Origin of the sequence: Enterobacter sp. SLBN-59 (genome assembly GCF_024807915.1) — a bacterium.
Classification (GTDB): domain Bacteria; phylum Pseudomonadota; class Gammaproteobacteria; order Enterobacterales; family Enterobacteriaceae; genus Enterobacter; species Enterobacter asburiae_B.
On the sequence record NZ_JANUFI010000004.1, the window covers coordinates 45,895 to 67,214 of the forward strand.

The 21,320-nt window shown below is 56.2% G+C and carries 21 protein-coding genes; 11 read left to right on the plus strand and 10 right to left on the minus strand.

Annotation, left to right across the window (positions count from 1 at the left end):
• The first annotated feature begins 326 nt into the window (after positions 1 to 326).
• The 7 genes from traD to M2422_RS23705 all read left to right on the plus strand — a co-directional run bounded on the left by traD (position 327) and on the right by M2422_RS23705 (position 11,127).
• On the plus strand, positions 327 to 2,522 hold the full coding sequence (gene traD / locus M2422_RS23675) for a type IV conjugative transfer system coupling protein TraD (RefSeq protein WP_259143157.1): 2,196 nt from the start codon (positions 327 to 329) through the stop codon (positions 2,520 to 2,522).
• The gene (gene traI, locus M2422_RS23680; protein WP_259143159.1) at positions 2,522 to 7,762 is read left to right on the plus strand and encodes a conjugative transfer relaxase/helicase TraI; all 5,241 of its coding nucleotides are present in this window, start codon (positions 2,522 to 2,524) and stop codon (positions 7,760 to 7,762) included. Before traD ends, traI begins: the two co-directional genes overlap by 1 nt.
• Before the next feature lies 1 nt (position 7,763).
• Positions 7,764 to 8,501: a type-F conjugative transfer system pilin acetylase TraX gene (traX, locus tag M2422_RS23685; RefSeq protein WP_125885535.1), complete on the plus strand. Its 738-nt coding sequence runs from the start codon at positions 7,764 to 7,766 to the stop codon at positions 8,499 to 8,501.
• 33 nt (positions 8,502 to 8,534) lie between these two features.
• The gene (locus tag M2422_RS23690; protein ID WP_259143162.1) at positions 8,535 to 9,212 is read left to right on the plus strand and encodes a fertility inhibition protein FinO; all 678 of its coding nucleotides are present in this window, start codon (positions 8,535 to 8,537) and stop codon (positions 9,210 to 9,212) included.
• A 33-nt stretch (positions 9,213 to 9,245) separates the two neighbouring features.
• Positions 9,246 to 10,037, plus strand: coding sequence for a DsbA family protein (locus M2422_RS23695; protein ID WP_259143163.1), 792 nt, complete (start codon positions 9,246 to 9,248; stop codon positions 10,035 to 10,037).
• Positions 10,038 to 10,184: 147 nt separating this feature from the next.
• Entirely contained in the window at positions 10,185 to 10,730 is a 546-nt protein-coding gene (locus tag M2422_RS23700) for a phospholipase D family protein (protein WP_259143164.1), read from the plus strand.
• 151 nt (positions 10,731 to 10,881) lie between these two features.
• Complete coding sequence (locus M2422_RS23705; protein WP_310590838.1) at positions 10,882 to 11,127, plus strand: replication regulatory protein RepA; 246 nt, start codon at positions 10,882 to 10,884, stop codon at positions 11,125 to 11,127.
• Between the two features lie 38 nt (positions 11,128 to 11,165).
• On the opposite strand, the gene M2422_RS23970 is transcribed toward M2422_RS23705, so the two are convergent.
• Positions 11,166 to 11,291 carry a replication protein RepA gene (locus M2422_RS23970; RefSeq protein ID WP_404997329.1) on the minus strand — a complete coding sequence of 42 codons (126 nt, stop codon included), beginning with the start codon at positions 11,289 to 11,291 and terminating at the stop codon, positions 11,166 to 11,168.
• Positions 11,292 to 11,373: 82 nt separating this feature from the next.
• On the opposite strand from M2422_RS23970, the gene tap reads away from it, so the two are divergent.
• From tap to M2422_RS23730, 4 genes are all read left to right on the plus strand, one after another.
• Positions 11,374 to 11,451, plus strand: a complete 78-nt coding sequence (tap, locus tag M2422_RS23715; RefSeq protein WP_031621057.1) for a RepA leader peptide Tap — start codon at positions 11,374 to 11,376, stop codon at positions 11,449 to 11,451.
• Positions 11,452 to 11,500: 49 nt separating this feature from the next.
• Positions 11,501 to 12,385, plus strand: coding sequence for a plasmid replication initiator RepA (gene repA, locus M2422_RS23720; protein ID WP_259143166.1), 885 nt, complete (start codon positions 11,501 to 11,503; stop codon positions 12,383 to 12,385).
• Positions 12,386 to 13,483: 1,098 nt separating this feature from the next.
• The gene (locus M2422_RS23725; protein ID WP_025760202.1) at positions 13,484 to 14,206 is read left to right on the plus strand and encodes an NYN domain-containing protein; all 723 of its coding nucleotides are present in this window, start codon (positions 13,484 to 13,486) and stop codon (positions 14,204 to 14,206) included.
• Positions 14,207 to 14,225: 19 nt separating this feature from the next.
• Positions 14,226 to 14,825, plus strand: a complete 600-nt coding sequence (locus M2422_RS23730) for a DUF2913 family protein (protein WP_259143170.1) — start codon at positions 14,226 to 14,228, stop codon at positions 14,823 to 14,825.
• A 310-nt stretch (positions 14,826 to 15,135) separates the two neighbouring features.
• On the opposite strand, the gene M2422_RS23735 is transcribed toward M2422_RS23730, so the two are convergent.
• From M2422_RS23735 to M2422_RS23775, 9 genes are all read right to left on the minus strand, one after another.
• Positions 15,136 to 15,426, minus strand: coding sequence for a type II toxin-antitoxin system RelE/ParE family toxin (locus M2422_RS23735; RefSeq protein WP_000143805.1), 291 nt, complete (start codon positions 15,424 to 15,426; stop codon positions 15,136 to 15,138).
• Positions 15,416 to 15,670 carry a type II toxin-antitoxin system RelB/DinJ family antitoxin gene (locus M2422_RS23740; RefSeq protein WP_000104338.1) on the minus strand — a complete coding sequence of 85 codons (255 nt, stop codon included), beginning with the start codon at positions 15,668 to 15,670 and terminating at the stop codon, positions 15,416 to 15,418. Before M2422_RS23740 ends, M2422_RS23735 begins: the two co-directional genes overlap by 11 nt.
• A 159-nt stretch (positions 15,671 to 15,829) precedes the next feature.
• Positions 15,830 to 16,540, minus strand: a complete 711-nt coding sequence (locus M2422_RS23745; protein WP_259143171.1) for a site-specific integrase — start codon at positions 16,538 to 16,540, stop codon at positions 15,830 to 15,832.
• A gap of 85 nt (positions 16,541 to 16,625) precedes the next feature.
• Positions 16,626 to 17,159 carry a hypothetical protein gene (locus M2422_RS23750; RefSeq protein ID WP_259143172.1) on the minus strand — a complete coding sequence of 178 codons (534 nt, stop codon included), beginning with the start codon at positions 17,157 to 17,159 and terminating at the stop codon, positions 16,626 to 16,628.
• A 596-nt stretch (positions 17,160 to 17,755) separates the two neighbouring features.
• Positions 17,756 to 17,944 carry a hypothetical protein gene (locus M2422_RS23755; RefSeq protein ID WP_042325747.1) on the minus strand — a complete coding sequence of 63 codons (189 nt, stop codon included), beginning with the start codon at positions 17,942 to 17,944 and terminating at the stop codon, positions 17,756 to 17,758.
• 54 nt (positions 17,945 to 17,998) lie between these two features.
• The gene (locus tag M2422_RS23760) at positions 17,999 to 18,292 is read right to left on the minus strand and encodes a hypothetical protein (RefSeq protein ID WP_077958145.1); all 294 of its coding nucleotides are present in this window, start codon (positions 18,290 to 18,292) and stop codon (positions 17,999 to 18,001) included.
• Positions 18,293 to 19,144, minus strand: a complete 852-nt coding sequence (locus tag M2422_RS23765; protein ID WP_042325744.1) for a ParA family protein — start codon at positions 19,142 to 19,144, stop codon at positions 18,293 to 18,295.
• A 189-nt stretch (positions 19,145 to 19,333) separates the two neighbouring features.
• Positions 19,334 to 19,522: a hypothetical protein gene (locus M2422_RS23770; protein WP_259143173.1), complete on the minus strand. Its 189-nt coding sequence runs from the start codon at positions 19,520 to 19,522 to the stop codon at positions 19,334 to 19,336.
• Positions 19,523 to 20,114: 592 nt separating this feature from the next.
• Positions 20,115 to 21,314, minus strand: coding sequence for an IS91 family transposase (locus M2422_RS23775; RefSeq protein WP_259143174.1), 1,200 nt, complete (start codon positions 21,312 to 21,314; stop codon positions 20,115 to 20,117).
• Positions 21,315 to 21,320: the final 6 nt, after the last annotated feature.

Consider the following 21,320-nt stretch of genomic DNA (forward strand, 5'->3'; position numbering starts at 1 on the left):
CAGCCCGAATAATATCTGTTTTCCTCATTCTCTGTTGATATAAGAAAAACGCTTAGCGGTGGCGCAAATCCTTTGTGCTGCCGGGAAGGGTTGCCGGCAGGGCCGGTGAATAAAGGAGTTAATATGTCGCTGTTTGCATTAGTAGTGAGTATCGAAAGTGATTATCCGAATGCTTTATTTGCTGTTCCATTTTCAGTTCTGTTAATACTGCTGTGGGTATTATTTTTTTGTAATTGATTTCTTATTTGCCGGGCCAGTAAATCGTCGTTCCTGAATGTAGCCTTATCGTAACCGTCTAAATTCCATTTATACCGGACCCATACATCATGAGTTTTAATGCAAAGGATATGACCCAGGGCGGTCAGATCGCGAGCATGCGCATCCGTATGTTCAGCCAGATCGCCAATATCATCGTGTACTGTCTCGTTATTCTCTTCGGCGTGATTGTTGCTCTGACCCTGTCTATTAAACTGACCTGGCAGACGTTTGTTAATGGCATGGTGTACTACTGGTGTCAGACGCTGGCCCCCATGCGCGATATTTTCAAATCCCAGCCTGTCTATACCATCCGTTATTACGGCCATGAGCTGAAGTACAGCGCGCAGCAAATACTGCAGGACAAATATATCCAGTGGTGTGCCGACCAGGTCTGGACGGCCTTCATTCTTGCCGCAGTCATCGCGGCCGTGGTGTGCGTTATTACCTTCTTTGTCACCACCTGGATTCTGGGCCATCAGGGTAAACAGCAGAGTGAGGACGAGATAACGGGGGGGCGCCAGCTGACTGACGACCCGAAAGCGGTGGCAAAAATGCTCAGGCGCGACGGTCTCGCATCCGACATTAAAATCGGTGAGCTGCCGCTTATTAAGGACTCGGAGATCCAGAACTTCTGTCTGCACGGCACCGTCGGGGCCGGGAAGTCCGAGGTTATTCGCCGTCTGATGAACTACGCCCGCCAGCGTGGCGATATGGTCATCGTGTATGACCGCTCCTGTGAGTTCGTTAAAAGCTACTATGATCCGGCCACGGATAAAATCCTTAATCCGCTGGATGCGCGCTGCGCCGCATGGGACCTGTGGCGTGAGTGCCTGACACAGCCTGACTTCGACAACGTTTCCAATACGCTTATTCCGATGGGCACGAAGGAAGACCCCTTCTGGCAGGGTTCGGGGCGTACCATCTTTGCTGAAGCCGCTTATCTGATGCGAAACGATAAGGATCGCAGCTACAGCAAGCTGGTCGACACGCTGCTTTCCATCAAGATTGAGAAGCTGCGCTCGTACCTGAAAAACTCCCCGGCGGCGAACCTGGTGGAAGAGAAAATCGAGAAAACGGCCATCTCCATCCGCGCCGTGCTGACCAACTACGTCAAGGCCATCCGCTACCTGCAGGGCATCGAAAATAACGGCGAGTCGTTCACCATACGCGACTGGATGCGCGGCGTGCGTGAGGATGGTAAAAACGGCTGGCTGTTCATCTCTTCCAATGCCGACACCCACGCTTCCCTCAAGCCGGTTATCTCCATGTGGCTGTCCATCGCCATTCGCGGGCTGCTGGCGATGGGGGAAAACCGTAACCGCCGCGTGTGGATCTTCGCCGATGAGCTGCCGACCCTGCACAAGCTGCCGGACCTGGTTGAGATCCTGCCGGAAGCGCGTAAGTTTGGCGGCTGCTACGTCATTGGCATCCAGTCCTACGCCCAGCTGGAAGATATTTACGGGCAGAAACCGGCGGAAACGCTGTTCGACGTGCTGAACACCCGTGCCTTCTTCCGCTCGCCTTCGCGCAATATCGCTGAGTTCGCCGCCGGTGAAATCGGTGAGAAAGAAATCCTCAAGGCATCCGAGCAGTATTCCTACGGCGTGGACCCGGTACGCGACGGTACTTCGGTCGGTAAGGACATGGAACGCGTCACCCTTGTGAGTTACTCCGATGTTCAGACGTTGCCGGATCTCTCCTGCTACGTCACGCTTCCCGGACCTTATCCTGCCGTGAAGATGGCGCTGAAGTATCAGCAGCGTCCAAAGGTGGCACCGGAATTCATTCCGCGCACCATCGACGCGAAAGCGGAGGAACGCCTGAATGCCGCGCTGGCTGCACGTGAACAGGAATCCCGCAGCATCGCCATGCTCTTTGAACCGGATGCAGACGTTATTGCGCCAGAGGGCAGTGCGGAGAATTCTGGTCAGCCACAGCAGCCACAGCAGCCACAGCAGCCACAGCAGCCACAGCAGCTGACGCCTGCGCCCCACGCTGCAGACACCGCATCCGCTTCGGCATCCGTGGCGGGTGCCGCAGGCACTGGCGGCGTGGAGCCTGAGCTGAAGACAAAGGCGGAGGAGGCTGAGCAGCTGCCGCCCGGCATCAGTGAAAGCGGTGAGGTGGTGGATATGGCGGCATGGGAGGCGTGGCAGGCGGAGCAGGACGAACTGTCTCCTCATGAGAGGCAGCGCCGTGAAGAAGTTAACATCAACGTTCACCGGGCGCCTGAAAAGGATCTTGAACCGGGAGGATACATCTGATGATGAGCATCGGATCGGTAAAATCCGCCGCCAGCGCGGGTAAATATTACACCGACAAGGACAACTACTACGTTATCGGCAGTATGAACGAGCGCTGGGCCGGAAAAGGGGCTGAAGCGCTGGGACTGAGCGGCGGGGTGGACCAGAAGGTCTTTACGAAGGTTCTGGAGGGACGCCTGCCGGACGGCAGCAACCTCAGCCGGACTCAGGACGGGGCGAACAAACACCGTCCGGGCTACGACTTCACCTTCTCCGCACCAAAAAGTGTCTCCGTAATGGCGATGCTCGGTGGCGATAAGCGTCTTATTGAGGCCCACAACCGCGCGGTAGAGACCGCCATTAAGCAGATAGAGACGATGGCCTCCACGCGGGTTATGACGGAGGGCCGAAGCGAGACGCAGCTGACCGGCAACCTGGTGATGGCGCTGTTTAACCACGATACCAGCCGCGACCAGGAGCCGCAGCTGCATACCCACACCGTGGTGGCCAACGTCACGCAGCATGGCGATGAGTGGCGCACGCTCAGCAGCGACAGGGTGGGTAAAACCGGGTTTATAGAGAATATCTACGCGAACCAGATTGCCTTTGGCCGCCTGTATCGTGCCGCGCTGAAGGATGACGTCACGGCGATGGGCTATGAGACTGAGACGGTCGGCAAACACGGTATGTGGGAGCTGAAGGGCGTACCGACGGAGCCATATTCCAGCCGCAGCAGGACGATCAGCGAGGCAGTCGGGGACGACGCGTCCCTGAAGTCCCGCGACGTGGCGGCGCTCGATACCCGCCAGTCGAAGCAGAAGGTTGACCCCGAACAGCGCATGACCGAGTGGATGCAGACCCTGAAAGCGACGGGATTCGACATCCAGGCTTACCGCGAGGCGGCGGACCTGCGGGTTGTGCAGGGTAATATTCCCGCAACGACGCCTGAAGCCATTGATATTAACAGCAGCGTCGGACAGTCGATTGCGATGCTGAGCGACCGGCGGGCGCGGTTCACGTATTCCGAACTGCTGGCCACCACCCTCGGACAGTTGCCCGCGCGGTCGGGCATGGTGGAGATGGCGCGTGACGGCATTGATGCGGCGATAAAAAACGAGCAGCTTATTCCGCTGGATAAAGAGAAGGGGCTGTTTACCTCGAACATCCACGTGCTGGACGAGCTGTCGGTGTCGGCCATGACCCGCGATTTACAGCGGACGGGTCAGGCGGACATTTTTCCGGATAAGGGCGTGCCCCGCAGCCGGTCATACAGCGATGCCGTCAGCGTTCTGGCTCAGGACCGTCCGCCGGTGGCCATCATTTCGGGGCAGGGCGGGGCGGCCGGTCAGCGTGAGCGCGTGGCGGAGCTGACGATGATGGCGCGCGAACAGGGGCGTGACGTGCAGATTATCGCCGCAGACAGGCGTTCGCGCAGCGCCCTTATGCAGGATGAGCGCCTCAGCGGCGAGCATATCACCGACAGGCGGGGGCTGACGGAGGGCATGGCCTTTACGCCCGGCAGCACGCTGATTGTTGACCAGGGGGAGAAGCTGACCCTGAAAGAAACGCTCACGCTGCTCGACGGCGCGCTGCGCCATAACGTCCAGCTGCTGATTGCCGACAGCGGCCAGCGCACCGGGACCGGCAGCGCCCTGACCGTCATGAAGGAGGCGGGGGTGAGCACGTTCGCGTGGCAGGGCGGTGAGAAGACGCGGGTCTCGGTTATCAGCGAGCCTGACCGGCGGCAGCGGTATGACCGCCTGGCCGCTGACTTTGCGCGCAGCGTTCGTGCTGGCGAGCACAGCGTGGCGCAGGTCTCCGGTCCGCGCGAGCAGGCGGTGCTGGCAGGCGCTGTCCGCGAGGCGCTGAAGGCGGAAAAGGTGCTGGGTGAGCGGGAGGTCAGCATCACCACGCTGGAGCCGGTCTGGCTCGACAGCCGCCATCAGCAGGTGCGCGACCACTACCGGGAGGGCATGGTCATGGAGCGCTGGAATGCAGAGGAGCGCGGCCGGGAGCGCTTTGTCATTGACCGCGTGACGGGCCGCAACAACAGCCTGACGCTGCGCAACGCGCAGGGTGAGACGCGGGTGACCCGCCTGTCAGAACTCAACAGCAGCTGGTCGCTGTACCGCACCGGCACGCTGCAGGTGGCCGAAGGCGACCGCCTGGCGGTGCTGGGCCAGGCGCAGGGGACGCGGCTGAAAGGAGGCGATACGGTGACCGTTAAGGCCCTCGGGGAGACGGGGCTCGTCGTGAGCCTGCCCGGGCGTAAGGCGGACGTGGTCCTGCCCGCCGGCGACAGCCCGTTTACCGCCGCGAAGGTGGGGCAGGGCTGGGTGGAGTCGCCGGGCCGCTCGGTGAGCGACAGCGCCACGGTCTTTGCCTCGCTGTCGCAGCGCGAGCTGGATAACACCACGCTGAACAAGCTGGCGCTCAGCGGCCGGGCGGTGCAGCTCTATTCCGCGCAGACGGCACAGAAAACGGAGGAGAAGCTGTCGCGTCAGTCGGCCTGGAGCGTTGTCACGTCGCAGGTGAAAGAGGCCGCGGGGCATGACAGGCTCGATGATGCTCTGGCGCACCAGAAAGCCGGGCTGCACACGCCGGAGCAGCAGGCTATCTATCTGGCCATTCCGGTGCTGGAGGGGAACGGCCTGGCGTTCACGAAGCCGCAGCTGATGGCCGCGGCGAAAGAGTTTGAGCAGGACAGCCTCAGCCTGCAGGCCATCGAAAAGGAGGCGGACCGGCAGATACGCAGCGGCGCCCTGCTGTCGGTGCCGGTATCGCCGGGAAACGGCCTGCAGCTGCTGGTCTCACGCCAGTCGTACAACGCGGAGAAAAGTATCCTCCGCCACGTTCTGGAGGGCAAGGAGGCCGTCACTCCGCTGATGGCGGGCGTGCCGGACGCACAGCTGGCGGGCCTGACCGACGGGCAGCGGAACGCCACCCGCATGATACTTGAGTCCCCCGACCGCTTTACCCTGGTTCAGGGCTACGCCGGCGTGGGTAAGACCACTCAGTTCCGGGCCGTTATGTCAGCCATCGGCACGCTGCCGGAACGGGAGCAGCCGCGCGTTATCGGCGTGGCCCCCACCCACCGGGCGGTGAGCGAGATGCGCGATGCGGGCGTGCCGGAAACGCAGACGCTGGTCGCCTTTATTCACGACACGCAGCAGCAGCTGCGCGGCGGCGAGCGGCCGGACTTCAGCAACGTCCTGTTTCTGGTGGATGAAAGCTCGATGGTCGGTAACGCCGACATGGCGAAGGCGTACAGCCTGATTGCCGGGGGCGGGGGACGCGCGGTCTCCAGCGGCGATACCGACCAGCTGCAGTCCATTGCCCCGGGCCAGCCCTTCCGCCTGCTGCAGAAGCGCAGCGCCATCGACGTGGCGGTGATGCAGGAGATTGTTCGCCAGACGCCGGAACTAAAACCTGCCGTCTACAGCCTGATTAACCGCGATATCGGCAGCGCCCTGGCGACCATTGAGAGCGTGGCGCCGGCACAGGTGCCGCGCAGGGCGGATGCCTGGCAGCCGGACAGCTCCGTCATGGAGTTCAGCCGCGAGCGGGAGGAGGCCATCGCGAAGGCCGTGGCGGCCGGCGACCTGTTCACCGACGGGCAGCCCGCGACGCTGCTGGAGGCCATCGTGAAGGACTACACGGGGCGCACGCCAGAGGCGCAGGCGGAGACCATCGTTATCACCGCCCTGAACGCCGACCGCCGCCAGGTGAACGCCATGATTCATGACGCCCGTCAGGATGCCGGCGAGGTGGGTGAAAAAGAGGTCACGCTGCCGGTCCTCACGCCTGCCAATATCCGCGACGGGGAACTGCGGCGCATGGCAACGTGGGAGGCATCCTGCGACAGCCTGGCCCTGCTGGACAGCACCTATTACAGGATTGAGTCGCTGGACGGGGACGCGCACCTGGTGACGCTGAAGGATGCGCAGGGCAACACCCGCAGCCTGTCGCCCGCGCAGGCGGCGACAGAGGGCGTCACGCTCTACCGTCAGGACACCATCACCGTGTCGGAAGGCGACCGGATGCGCTTTTCGAAAAGCGACAACGAGCGGGGCTTCGTGGCCAACAGCGTCTGGACGGTCAGTGAGATAAAAGGTGACGGCGTCACGCTGTCGGATGGAAAACAGACCCGCACGCTCACGCCGTCAGCGGAGCAGGCAGAGCAGCACATCGACCTGGCCTATGCCGTGACCGTTGAAGGCTCACAGGGGGCGAGCGAACCCTTCTCCATCTCCCTGCAGGGCACGGACGGCGGACGTAAGCGGATGGTGAGCTTCGAGTCAGCCTACGTGGCGATGAGCCGCATGAAGCAGCACGCCCAGGTCTATACCGACAACCGGGATAAGTGGGTGGCCGCGATGGAAAAATCGCAGGCGAAAAGTACGGCGCATGACATTCTCGAGCCGCGCGGCGACCGTGCCGTCGCGAATGCCGCCCGCCTGACGGCGACGGCAAAAGCGCTGGGTGAGGTCCCGGCCGGCCGCGCCGCGCTGCGCCAGGCCGGGCTGCAGCCCGAGGGCTCGATGGCGAAATTTATCTCGCCGGGGCGTAAATATCCGCAGCCGCACGTGGCGCTGCCCGCTTTTGACCGCAACGGCAGGCAGGCGGGCGTCTGGCTGAGCGCCCTGACCTCCGGAGACGGACAGCTAAAGGGGCTCGGCGGCGAAGGTCGCGTGATGGGCAGCGGGGACGCGGCGTTTGCGGGCCTGCAGGTCAGCCGTAACGGAGAGTCGCTGCTGGCGCGGGATATGGAAGAGGGCGTGCGGCTGGCGCGGGAGAATCCGCAGAGCGGCGTGGTGGTGCGGCTCGGGGGCGAGGCGCGACCGTGGAACCCCGGCGCCATTACCGGCGGGCGCATCTGGGCCGACAGCCTGCCCGACGGCACCGGTACGCAGCCCGCAGAAACGGTTCCGCCGGAGGTGCTGGCGCAGCAGGCGCAGGAAGCACAGCAGCAGAAAGAGCTTGAAAAGCGGGCTGAAGAGGCGGTCCGCGAGATGGCCCGCAGCGGCGACCGGCCGTCCGGGGGCGCTGACGTCGCCGTCCAGGATGTGGTGCGGGATATGGAGCGGGTGAAAGAAACGCCGGTATCTCCCCTCACGCTGCCGGATGCGCCGGAAGAACGCCGCCGTGATGAGGCGGTGTCTCAGGTGGTGCGCGAGAACGTGCAGCGGGACCGCCTGCAGCAGATGGAGCGCGAAACGGTGCGTGACCTTGAACGTGAAAAGACCCTGGGAGGCGACTGATATGCGCGCTGAAAACCATCCGCTGTTTCCCCTTGTTGTGGTGGCCGACTGCTGGCTGCAGCGTCTGCTTGTGTGGACGCCGGGCCAGACCGACCTTATCAAAACCGTGGCGCTGCTCCTGATGGTTGCCGACCACATCAGCATGCTGTGCGGACTGGATAATGACTGGCTGCGTCTTGCCGGTCGGGGAGCGTTTCCGCTCTTTGGCCTGGTCTGGGCCATGAACCTCGCCCGCCATCCGCAGATTCAGCAGCGCGCCCTGAACCGGCTCTGGATATGGGCCGGGGTGGCGCAGGGCGGCTGGATACTGGCCGGGCTGCGCCCGGACCTGGGCAATATCCTGTTTGCCTTTGCGGTCAGCGGACAGGCACTGGCGCTGATGCAGCGGCACGGGCCGCGCGCGTGGCCGCTGTCCCTGATGCTGGTTCTGGCCTGGCTGCCGTTTTCGGCGGGAAGTTACGGTCTGGCGGGAGTAGTCATGCTGATGCTGGCCTGCGGCGTCTGTATGACGGGCCGGCGCACCACTCGCACGGGGCTGGCGCTGTGTCTGGCGCTGGCGATACTCGCGCTGAATGCTGCGGACAGCGCCGCCTTTGCCATCGCGGGGCTGGTGATACCCGGAATAACCCTGACGGTGCTGAGCCGGACTTGTTGCCGCGTGCCGCGCTTCTGGCCGCGCGAATTCTTTCCCCTGTTCTATGCGGTGCATCTTGCCGCGCTGGGGCTGATTGCGATGTAATCAGGGGAATTACAGGGAATACAGGAGTCTGAGATGACAGAGGAACAACGCCCTAAGCTGACGCTGCGGCGAAAGCCGGTGGTGGACGAGAAGAATATGCCGTCGACGGACGGACCAGGCGAACCTGTCAGGTCCGTGAGGCGTAAAAAGACCGTGGTGGTGAACACGCCGCCCGCCTGGAAGGTCAGGAAGCAGGCGGTGGATGAGAGCGCGAAAAAGGCGCAGGCAGATGAGAAGGCCGCCCGAAAAGCCGAAAAAGCCCGGCTGTGGGCAGAGCGACAGGCGCAGGAGCGGGAGGCCATGCGGGCGGCCAGGCGCAAACCTGCCCCGGAGCCGGTTTACCGGAAGGTCATGCCGCTTACGGACGCGCTCGCGCTCCTGGCGCGTTGCTGGCCGGCCCTCGTTACGGACGGCCAGCCGCAGCTCCTGGCGGTCAATATCCGGGAGGCGATGGTCAGTGACATTCGCCAGCGCGGGCTGGATGTCTCCGTGAAGACGCTGAAGCGTTGCCTTGCTGCCGTCACCCGCTCGGATGCGTATCTGGGCGCCATGACGGTGGGCGCGTGGCGTAAAAACCTTGCCGGTGAACCGGTCGCACCGGTGAGTCCGGAGGAGGCGGCGTATGCCGTGGAGCGCAGGGCTCAGGAGCATGCTAAACAACAGCGCAGGGCGACCAGGGAAGCACCCGCGCCCGCACACGATACGAACTGATAACAGCAGAGAAGAGAAAAACACAGGATGAACATGAATAAGACCCTTTCAGTCATGCTTGCCGCAGGCCTTCTGGTCTCCGGCGTGGCGGGGGCGGCAGAGAAACCTGCCGTAGTCTTTACCCCGGAGCAGGAAGCCCGCATTGGTGAAATCGCGAAGGACTACCTGCTGGCCCATCCGGAGGTGCTGGTTGAGGTCAGCCAGAAACTGCAGGCCCAACAGCAGGAGAAGCAGCAGCAGGCGATGACGGCCGCCGTGATTCAGAATCAGGCTGCGCTGCTCAACGATAAAGGCACGCCGTCATATGGGCCGGCCGATGCAAAAGTAACGGTCGTCGAGTTTTTTGATTACCAGTGTATCTACTGTGCCCGCCTCGCACCTGAACTGGAGAAGGTAATTAAAGCCAGCCCGGACGTGCGCTTTGTGTTCAAGGAATTCCCGATATTTGGCCAGCGCTGGCCGGCATCGCTCAGTGCGGCGAAAACCGGGCTGCAGGTCTGGAAGCAGAAGGGGGCCGACGCTTACCTTAACTATCACAATGCGATTTACGCCACCGGTCACAACGAGGGTAAGCTGACCGATGCTGATATCAGCGCGGCCGCAAAAGCCGTGAAGTTCGATGCGAAGACAGCCCCTGACGTTCAGGGAACCCTGGATGGCATAAACACGCTCGCGCAGCAGCTGGGCTTCAGCGGCACGCCAGCCCTGGTGGTCCTCCCGTCAACCGGCGCCAGCGCTGATAACGTGACGGTTATCCCGGGATACACCAGCGCGGAGGTACTGCAGCAGGCCATCCGTCATGCAGCCGGCGATACAAAAAAATAATCAGGCGTCCGCCACCTGATACCGCTAAAAGATACTGACGCCTTCGCCGTGCTCAGTTGTCCAACCCCGGAGAAGGGTAAAAGCAGGTTTTCCCCGTCTCCGGCGTTTCTGGTTAATACATCCGAACAGTATTTCTGAGGTTATTTAATGCGTAAGTTCACCTTTCGCCAGCTGGCCGTGTCCGGTCTGGTCTGCCTTTCGCTGAGCTGTCTTCAGCCCGCAGTTGCTGCTCCCTCCGTTCAGGTCGGTTTTTCACCTGAAGGCAGCGCGTTGCAGCTGGTCCTTAAGACTATTGAGTCAGCACAGCACGACATTCGGCTGATGGGCTACTCATTTACGTCTCCGGAGGTGGTTAGCGCACTAGTCAGAGCAAAACACCGTGGTGTGGATGTGAAAATCGTGCTTGATGAGAAGGGAAACAGAAGCAAAACCAGCCAGGCGGCGATGAACGTTGTGGTGAATGCCGGTATTCCACTGCGTACCAACGGCCGCTACGCCATCATGCACGACAAAGTCATTATTGTTGATAATCAGACGGTTGAGTCAGGCAGCTTTAATATGACCCGCTCTGCGGCCTCGAGGAATAGCGAGAACGTGCTGGTTATTAATGAGGTGCCGGAAGTGGCACAAACCTACCTTCAGCACTGGCAGTCGCGCTGGGACGGGGGAACTGACTGGCATTCTTCATACTAAGTCGCATCGTCATTTGATCCGCAATCTACATCTATCCTGGTGAACCATGCGCCAACATGGCTCACACTTACGGGTAAAGTTAAGTCGCTGATTTCAGATATCTGTAGTATTCTCTGCAAACGATCCTTGTTTGATCCTTGAGGAGGCAGAGATGTCGCAGATCGAAAATGCAGTAACTTCCTCATCGAAACGCATTTACAGAAAGGGTAATCCCTTATCTTCCGCTGAGAAGAAGAGACTATCTATTTCGCGAAAAAAGACGACACATAAAGAGCTGAATGTTTTCATTCAAAACATGCATAAAGAAAGCTTGCAGCAGCTTTGTGAAGAAGCCGGAACTACTCAGGCTCAAATGATTGAGTTACTAATTGAACGGGAAATGGCCAAGAGAGCCTGAGATAAGAAGGTGAATGAGTAACTTTCTTGATCGTCTCGTCAGTGAGTGCTAGATTGCTGATCGTCTAAAGAATTTTTTGGCTGGCCACGCCATAAGGTGGCAGGGAACTGGTTCTGAGAGGTATCTACCTGGGACCAGAAAGCAAAAACCCCGATAATCTTCATCTAGTTTGGCGACGAGGAGAAGATTAACGGGGCCTACTTAAACTGTATAGAAGCTGTTGCTCTATGCAGGGAGTATAGTTTTATGCTCAGAAAAGTTCAATACTTGTTTCTGCGCCATTTGCTCCTTCCGTGCAACATAAGTGCGGGCGGGTTTGAATAGCGGAACGTCCTCCGATACTACCTATTTCGACTGGTCGGAATACGATTCAGTGAATCTGCGTGAAGCACGCGATTCTGCTGTTGTTTCTCCGAAGCGTACACGCCGTCGTCGCGGAACACACTCGACGGCGTGTAAGTGTGCTGATCCTAAATATCTTCGACCTGCGAACTTTAGCGAACTCCCTAAAGTACTTCGGGACGGGTATCATCGTGCCCAGAAACGTCGTTTCTCGCGGCATCCGTATTTCGTGCATATGCGCACAAATGCTGGCCGTGAGCGCGATTTCCGTCAGGAACGCCAGCATCTCCTCGATGCACTGGCCGTTTTGCTGGTCAGCGGTTGCGACATTGCGACGTTTAACGTCGCTCTCAACAGTTCACAGATATGCAAGGCGTTAAGTCCCAAAGATTCCCGGGGTGAGGTAATACCTGGTGAAGAGGTCACGCCTTCCCGCATTTGCCGCGCACTCGATCTGTTAGAAAATTACGGCCTTATTGAGCCGTACATGCGTCGTCTGGACCCGTACACAAAAACATACCTCCCGCGTCATGTCACTTTAACAGAGCAGTTTTTCAAGCTCCTCCAGGTCAATCTCGATCTGCTGTTCAAAGAACGTGAAGAACGTCTGCGCGCGCTGGCTGAGGGGATTCTTGCCCCTGGTGAAGTGATGTCCGTAAAAGCGGCCCGCCAGCGCTTCTTTGACGAGAAAGTGGCGCAGGCCCTGAAGGTTCGTCGCGAGCGAGCGATAGAACAGAAGCGCCTTTCCAGAATTGCGCGTTCTACCCAGCTCGATGACCGGCAGTTCCAGATTGCAGCATGGCTGATCAACACGCGGCCGGAAGTCTCAGGCATGACTCCGGATGATTTCGAGTTGCTGGTCTACCATTACCTGCGTCAGATCAAGCTCAATTTTGACGCTGAGCCACCAGGCTAACTTAACTTTCACTCCTCGTTTTTCCTCTACCGCCGCTGGCGGTTTTTGTGCTTCCCCGCGTTTAAAAACTGGCTGAAAAACCATCAATAAAACCTGCCGTTACGACACGCATTACCGGCTAAAAACCCTCTGATGAAGCAAACTGGCCATGTCTCAGTAGTTATGCACAAATATCCGCAAACATAGAGGACTTTTTACCCGCAATGACTGGAAGTATTACCCGCAAGTTTTTCTTAATCTTCTGGAAGCCCTGGGCTCTTTCTTACCAACGAACGCTTACGCGCCTTTGCTCTTTTTAAACATTCAATTAAAAAACGGATCTTATTCAGTCCCGCTTTCCTATGGAAAACGGGGATAATGTCCGCCCTTGCAGCGGACTCCGTCCGCGCCGGTTCGGAAACAACAAATGTACCTCCCGCCACTACGCGGCGGGCATCAGTCAGAAGTCAATAGTTACAACATCCAGAATATTTACGCAAAGACGTGAACCGTGCATACCTGAACCATCACAGCCCATCCCCACCACTGAAAAGCGAGACCGCCCCGGGCCGAAGGCCCGGAACTGCACCGCTTTTAATGATGGATGTTGTAACTAGGGCTCTGAGCAGCTGTGAGTCGCTTCGCTGGAAGTATTTAGTAACACGCCCGTAAGCGGCCCTCGCGGCCCGCTAACGCGGAGATACGCCCCGACTGCGGCTTCGCCTTGTCGTGACCACTCCGACAGCGCACAGAAGCTTCTGTATCGCGTTTAGCTGGCTTTGGTTTGGCAGGGCGAAGAGATGGATTGGTGGAACCTGTCAACAAAGTAACCGGCTGCGCCGGGCTACGGCGCCACTAACCAGAAGAGCCACATTCAGCGCCAGCTGGCGCCTTCATGCGCCGCTGGCGCATCCAGGAATGCCTGCGCGCTGCTAGGCATTCTCTATTCTGAATCCAACACCTGCTATAGGGGAGGACGATGACTCGTGACGTTGATGTACACCATGTGAGGATTAAACGAACAATATTCAGTAGAAATAATCAAACATACTGAATAATATATGGATTTTATAAATTGCTTAGTTTATCTATTTGTACAACGCAAAAGGTTCGTAGCACATGGAAAAGGAAAGTAAACAATTTGCCGTACTGATTGATGCGGATAATGCTCAGGCATCAGTCCTTGAGTCCATCCTTAATGAAATTTCCCTCATGGGAGATGCAACCGTCAAAAGGATTTACGGCGATTTTACCAACCCACAGAGCTCATGCTGGAAACATCTTCTTCAGAAAAATGCTATAAAACCGATACAGCAGTTCGCATATACAACTGGTAAAAATGCCACTGACAGTATGCTTATTATTGATGCAATGGATCTGTTGTATACTCAGGCATTTGATGGCTTTTGTCTCGTTTCCAGTGACAGTGACTTTACTGGTTTGGCCATTCGAATCAGAGAAGCAGGTCTTGAGGTTATCGGTTTTGGTGAAAAGAAAACACCTCAGGCATTCAGGAGCGCATGTAATAAATTTATTACCACTGAAGTTTATCGTGAAGAAAGAGATAGTGCAGCTCAACCTGAACAGGCCGGGATTCGAACAGAAGAAGAAAGTTACAGCATGCTGACTGAAATTATTGAAAGTTTTGCTGAACAAGAATGGGTTCATCTCGGACAACTCGGAGATATCATGAATAAACGAAATCCTGATTTTGATGCCAGGAATTATGGATATCGTAACTTGTCAGCGATGTTACAAAGCAAACAAGATACATTCGAATTGGTCAGAGGCAATAATATAGGCATGTCTCATAATCTGCCCTATGTGCGGCTGAAGTCTTAATCAGGCTGAGAGTATCTTTGTGACATTAACTATAAAATCGGGTCATTTGGCATGGTGCGCCCTGGTGGCGCTTGCGCTGGCCAGACAGAACGGAGATGTGCTGTCACCGGCACAGGAAAATCTCTTTCTTACCCGCTGGCTGGCGACTGCGCTGAAGCAACGGCGTTTTTCGCGTGATGTTGCCCCCGATATCGAGTGGCTTCTGAAACAGGGACGCCAGCTGGGCGTCAGCGCGAAGCTGGCCAGCAAGCTGAATTATCTATGGCGCTCCTGCACCGGCGAACTGTCTGAGCAAAACGACCTGTTCCGGCTGACGTATGCCCTGGAAACTGCGAAAGACATGAGCTGGAATTACCGCCTGTTGAGCGATCGGGAATGGTCAGGCCGGTATGCCGTTTCGCTGAACGCCGGCGTGAACGGCATTTACCTCTCGCGGACTAACCTCGACGCGGCATTTGACGACGATGGGCGACAGATAAATCCGCTGCTGACGCGCCTGACCGGGAATGTTGCGGGCGTGGTAAAGCTGTTTAACCGGTGTGGCTGGCAGGCTGATTCGGCACAGGATACTACCCTGCCCCACCAGTTTATGTTGGTAGCCAGTCGGGATGCCGGATAGGTTATCCTTATTACATATGTAATACATTTGTAATCATTCATCAACCACAAAAGGCGCAACACAGGGTGCTGGCATATTGGTTGCAATGTATACATGAGGCCACAATAATACAGTTAAGGATGCTGCAGACTGGTTAATCCAGACATCCCGCTACCGGCTTACGCTGGTCAGGCCTGGTCCGGTAAAGGCGTTTCTGAATACCAGAGATATTTCTGGCGAAACCCACCTTAAGGTGGGTTTTGTTATGTATGAGCGTGTTAGTTATTTTTTCTGATATCATGAATACAAATGCAATACGTTTGTATTTCTTTTATAAAAGACGCTTTCGGGCCGTTTCATAGGCTTTTTCGTCTTCCCGTTTACCTACTGCGACCACCCATATAACAATCTCGTCATCGATTACCTTGTAAATCAAACGAAAACCAGATGCTCTCAGCTTTATTTTAAAGCAGCCTGCCAGATCACCATGCAGTCGGGCTGATTCCACATAAGGGTTTTGCTGAAGCTTTTTTAGCTTCTTTTTGAATTGCTCACGGATCGTCTTTTCGAGCTTATTCCATTCCTTAAACGCCCTTTCGTCAAATTCAACATTAAAGGTCATCAACGTTAACCCTGATCCGTCTTGCCGGATTTTTCAGTCTTTCCCGAACAACTGCCAGAATATCAGCGTCTTCATCATCTTCGCTCACCATCACTGAGACTTCAGCAAAGGGGAGTTTTTCGTTCTCTGCAACATACCGCAGGAACAGACGAAGTGCGTCCGAAGGCGACAGATTCAGTTTTTCAAAGGCCTGATAGGCGTCTTTTTTCAGTTCGTCATCAACGCGGATTTGAATTGTGCTCATTGCTCGTACCCCGGTTATATCGTGTACAGTTATTATATATGCACTACAAACGTAATTACAAGTGTGGTGCGGTTTTTGACTAACCAGCACGCAATGGCCACCATCCTTTATTTTGTCGGCAGAACACTAAATGAATGACTTTTGTAATACATAAGTATTCTATTTTCTTGTCAGAAGATGGCTGTAATCACGGTGATCCAGCGAAAATGTGACACCCAGCTGTGGCGCCACGTCCAGCGCAAAAACCTTCAGATACACCTCCGTGCTTTCATAGCGTTCATGCCCCATATAGGCCTGGACGACTTTCGGCGGTACGTGGTTGAAAAACAGATGCATGGCAAAACTGTGCCGCAGCGTCTTTGGATTGATGGCCGGGAGCGCAAATTCAATCCCCTCTTCCCTGGCCCTGTCGATCGCCTGTTGCATCCACAGCCATGCTGTTTTCCTGCTGACTGCAAACAGGGGGCGTCGACGGCTGGTTCTGAACGTGGCCAGATAGCGGCGAAGCTGATCGACATATGCGGCATCGAGCAGCGGCACTATGCGGGCTATCTTTTCATCCGCTGACGGTCGTCCCCTTCCCCGCTGGCGTTGTTTCAGTGTGCGTAACCGGATGCAGGGGCGTGGACCATCAAGTTGCAAATCCTCCGGTGTGATGGTCAGGGCTTCAGTAATGCGGGCTCCGGTGTTCCACAGTGTGGCAAACAGCATACGCTGGCGCTCATCCGGCAGATAATGCAGCAATACGGCAACTTCGGGCGCCAGCAGATATTTAGGGAGATATGGCTGCAGCAGCGCCATACCTCGCAGCGCGATGGCTGTCTCATAGTTCGTCGCAGGGACAGGGCTGTCGCCCGCAATCATCAGCATTCTTCCCTCCCCCTTCCTTTTTGTGTATTACATTAAGATTACCTATGTAATTCTTATGAATTACATAAATACCCTCTCAGGCCAGTTAAATCGCACCCATGTTTTTCGCCTCAGCCATAAACGTCTCATAATGGCTTTCAGGGACAACGACCGGGATTGTTCTGCGGTTGTACAGTTGCATCAGCAACAACGTGCGATGGCGACCGTCTGATACGCCAGAGTCCCTGACTGAAACCTGCGGGTATTCAACAGTACCTTTCGCGATGCAGGTTTTGATCCTGTGCCACCGGCGCGGGTCGATGCAGAATGCTCCGTCGCCAAGAACGCTGAGAAAGGCCAGTCCGTCGACCTCAACTATCCTCACTGGCTGATGGCGAAGCGACCGGGGCAGATAAAACTGCAGATCCTCAAAAGCCGGAAACGTGAGGCCTGACTCGTCCCGGGGGATCGCCTCAAAGGACGTAAAGGGATACTTCGTCATACAGGTCTGCATAAAGGTATCCAGGTCTGTCTCGATCCTGGAGAACCATTCTGGTTTGGGTAAAAACGCTTTATCCCGCTCCCGCATCTCTCTGATTTTGTCGCCGAACAGCTCTTCCAGGCTGATGTTAACCTTCATTCTGCACTCCGGTTGCTGACTAAAAACAAAACCACGGCCCGGCGGGAACAGCAACATCGGTATCCCGGGGTGGGGTGTCACGTATCAGTCGTGATGTAATTCATTTGTATTACACAGGTGTGCTGTGCAAATTCTGTCGGGTAATACCCCTGCCAGTTATAAATTATTCGCGTAGCGTAATCCCGAATCTCGTCCTTATTCTGACACCTCCGTAGCCCGTATGCTACGGGAATAATTCGCCGGGGTTGTTTCTGTGAGGTAACAAAAATCGAAATATGCGTGTTCTGATACCTGGCTATTTTCGGCCTGGTGCAGGGAGTGTCGGGGGAAAAATGCCCTGTTCTGCCGTGAAGCCGGGCAGGTCGCGGCCCGGAAGCGAAAAGTTGCCAGATGCATGGCGGTGAAACACTCTGCCTGTTTGGTTACATCAGGCATCCGGAATGACAGAAATGCGTTATTTTGAAATACAAAGGGAATACATATGTAATTTAAATGTATTCCATCAGTGATGGAGGCTGGATGTAGCCAGTACAGGGCGGGCAGCTTTCGGTAGAGGTGTAGTTCTTATGTATTACATAAGAACTACACTGTGGGTTTCAGCGGGGACTGAAGCCGGCGTCAGCGAGTGATTTCTGTAGTGCCTGGATGGCATCTTTCATCACCCAGGTTTCATCATCGTCGATGGCACAGGCCCGCATTTCTGACCAGGTTAAGCGCTTAACAAATTGTGCCAGCGCCATTGCCTGGCTGTCGGTTAACTCAGTGGTCACGGTAACGGCGGTCATTGTGTGGCTCTCCTTTTTGTAATTCAGAGGTATTACTTATGTAATTCTCGCGTATTACAGATGTTCCTTGATCATTTCCAGCATTTTTTCCGGTCCGGCTTCCCGGGCCAGATACAGCGCGGCACGCAGCACGGTTGAGTCGGTGATGGTTTTAGTGGTGAGATCCTGAATTTCATCAACCAGTTCGCTGCACATCACTTTTTCCGCCGGTGTCATACGGATGGTTTTGGGGTTTTCGCTGGTCGTTCTGTTGCGGTTGACCTTGACGTTAGAAAGGCGGGTTTTCGCCTCTCCCTGTGCGGTTTCAGGTTTGACCATTGCGGGACGCGCGAGAGGGCCTTTAGCCATTTATGCAGCCTCGTTTGATAAGAGAGTTTCAAGTTCACGCATCAGCGCACGGTAATCGTTCAGGGCGAGGGACCCTTTGTTGTAATACCAGAGCGGGACGCAGGCAACCTGCGCCTGGGAGATGTTCTCATCAGCCCGGATACGGGTTTCCAGGTAGTTATCACGGGTTCGCTCGTTGCTGGCCAGCTGGTCATGAAGATAGGTGTTCATCTTCTTCTTGGCACCATTGTACTCATTGCGGAATACACTGAACCGGGTAAAGCGGGTTTCACGGATCTCATCGAGATAGTCCAGTACGACATCCAGCCCGGTCAGTGCAAAGCTGCCGCCATCGACGGGTATAAGCACATGGTCTGCGGTATACGCTGCGTTCGTGGTGGACAGGTTCAGACCCGGAGAGCAGTCGATGAGGATATAATCGAATTTATCCATCACTGGCTGCAGATGGCGGGACAGTATTTTTTCTCGATGGTGCCGGGTCAGGCAGTTTTCCATGACACGTTCAAACGACGGATCTGATGGAATGATATAAAGGTTATCGATTACCTCTTCACCACTGACGGCCGGGATAATTGCATCAAAAATACTGAAGCGCGGGTTGTTATATAAATCGCAGATGGTATGGCCATACTGCGCGTAGTATTTTTTCCCGTTAGCCATCACCTCTGTCGAGTTGGCCTGCTGATCTCCGTCGATAAGCAATACCCGACGCCCGGCATGTGCGAGACTCATGGCGAGGTTGGTGATCGTGGAAGTTTTACCGGCGCCACCCTTGTTATTCATGATGGCAATGATGCGGGCCACCGTGTTAACCAGCGGTGTCAGCTGAGATTGCACTGGAATTTCAGACATGAGAACTCCTCTCTCAATGAAATACAGGTGTATTACGTTTTAGCGACATTTAAGTATCGCTGTGTGCGATTACTATAGCATTACAAATGTAATACACAAGTATTTTTATTGAATTACCTAAGTATTCCATTTCGTGCGCCAAATCCTTGCTGGCTGAGGGCTGCACGGGGTATATCATCCGCGCTGTGTTCAGTGCCGGGAAATATCGCTGAGGTTCTCTTCAGGCTGTGAGGCGCGACCTGGCGCATTGAACGTGATGGTGATGATCTTTCTGGCCAGCCCCTCATCTGAAAGAGCATCATCCACACTGACATCACGAATCAGTGGACTTTCTTCTTCTATATGTTGGGCAATATCCCGCAGCCATTCTGCCAGCATTTGTCTGTCCATCCTTTTTCGCTCCGGTTGTCTACAGTCAGCACCAACATACCACATCAGGAAAAGTGAAGTTTGCGCGGTGATTAAAAAACAACCACTCTATCAGGTGCGCTGTCATCCGTGCAGGTAGCGACCTGGGCGGAATACCCCCATTTTATACACAGGATTGCCCACCGAAATTGTGGACAGCGACGATGTAAATAACGATGTCGCTGCGCTCCTCATTCATGCCGCTCTGCTGTGAGCGCCGTGCCGCTACTGTAGCCGTGCCGCTGTGCAGAAAAGGGAGGCTTCGCCACCATCCTCACCCGGTCGCAGTGATTTCAAAATGCATTTTCCGCTGTCTTCCCGTCGTTCTCCGGCTCAATTTTCGCCGTCAAACCGTCCAGTCAGCGTCAGCTTTTATCTGCGCTGCGGCTTGACGTATAGGAAATTGAAACCTTTTCTGCGCTGGAATGAAGTGGTTGAAATTTAATCATTCTTTGATTTGTGTGTCCGTGAGGAATTCGGCGATCCACTGGCTGGTGATGATTTGCGCTCTTTCTGGTCGTTTTTCTGGCTGCCAGAGTGCACAGGGCGTATCTTCCCTGCGTCAGGCCGGGATATACCTCATCAGGCTGATTTCCCGCGCGTGGATTTTCAGCCCCTGCACATTCAGACCCGCCACCGCCCGGCGGTACACCATCTGGCCACCGCACAGTACGCATTCGAACGGATCACGTCGCAGGAACTGCTTACTCATCTGCGCGTAGCAGACCTTCGGTACTGGCTCCGGTTTATCCATCTCCAGCGCGCTGTACACCTGCGGCAGCTTTTCTCCGCACACCCGGTTGGCCAGAAAACCAAAATACCGCACCATCCGGAAAAACTTCTCCGGAATGTGCTGCTTCAGCCGTGCCACGATTTCCCGCTGTGTCAGCGTCTCTGTGGCCTGCTCGCCCGTATTGTGGTCGTGGTAGCGGAAGCTCAGCGTGGCACTGCCCGCGTAGTGCGCCAGCCGCGAGCCCGCTATCGGCGGCTTTTTCAGGTAACGACCCAGGTATTTCACAGTGTTTTTGCCACCCGCCGTCTTTTTTGACATGTAGACGTGCCAGTAGTCGCCTCCGGCCGTCAGTATCAGGCTGCGCCACTGTGCTTCGGTGGTGATATGTGACAGGGACGGCGGCAGGGCCACGCCTTCGAACCAGACGCTCAGCAGCAGCTGCCGGATATTCCACATCCAGCGGGTGCGCATGGCATCCTTACGGAAGCTGATTTTCTTCCATTTCCCGTGCTCATCAATGCCCCCGCAGGTGACGGAGACGTGAACATGCGGATGCCAGTTGAGACGACGACCATAAGTGTGAATGGCGCAGAAAATCCCGATATCCAGCGCCCTTTTGCCGGCGGCGTACAGGAGGTTATCGACGGCGAGGCGGCAGAGGTCGTTGAGCAGCCAGCGGTTAACCTCAAACAGGGGCCACAGCGAGTCGGGGAGGGTGAAGACCAGGTGTATCCAGTCGCAGTCCGGCAGGCGGTTAAGCTGAGCGGCAATCCACAGGTCGGTAGCCTTTTTACCGCAGGAGGGACAGGCCCGGCTGTGGCAGGCGTTGGTGATATATTTAACATGCCGGCAGCCGGGATTATCGCAGCCATATTCCTTCACGCCGCTGATGCGGGTGCCGCAGGCGAGCATTTTGGTGACGGCTTCGACTTCGATATCACGCAGGCAGCCTGCATCCAGGAAGGAAGTCCAGCACTGATTAGCTGTGAACAGTTTTTTAAGCGGTCCGGGGGTAAAACTGGACAGCATAAAACG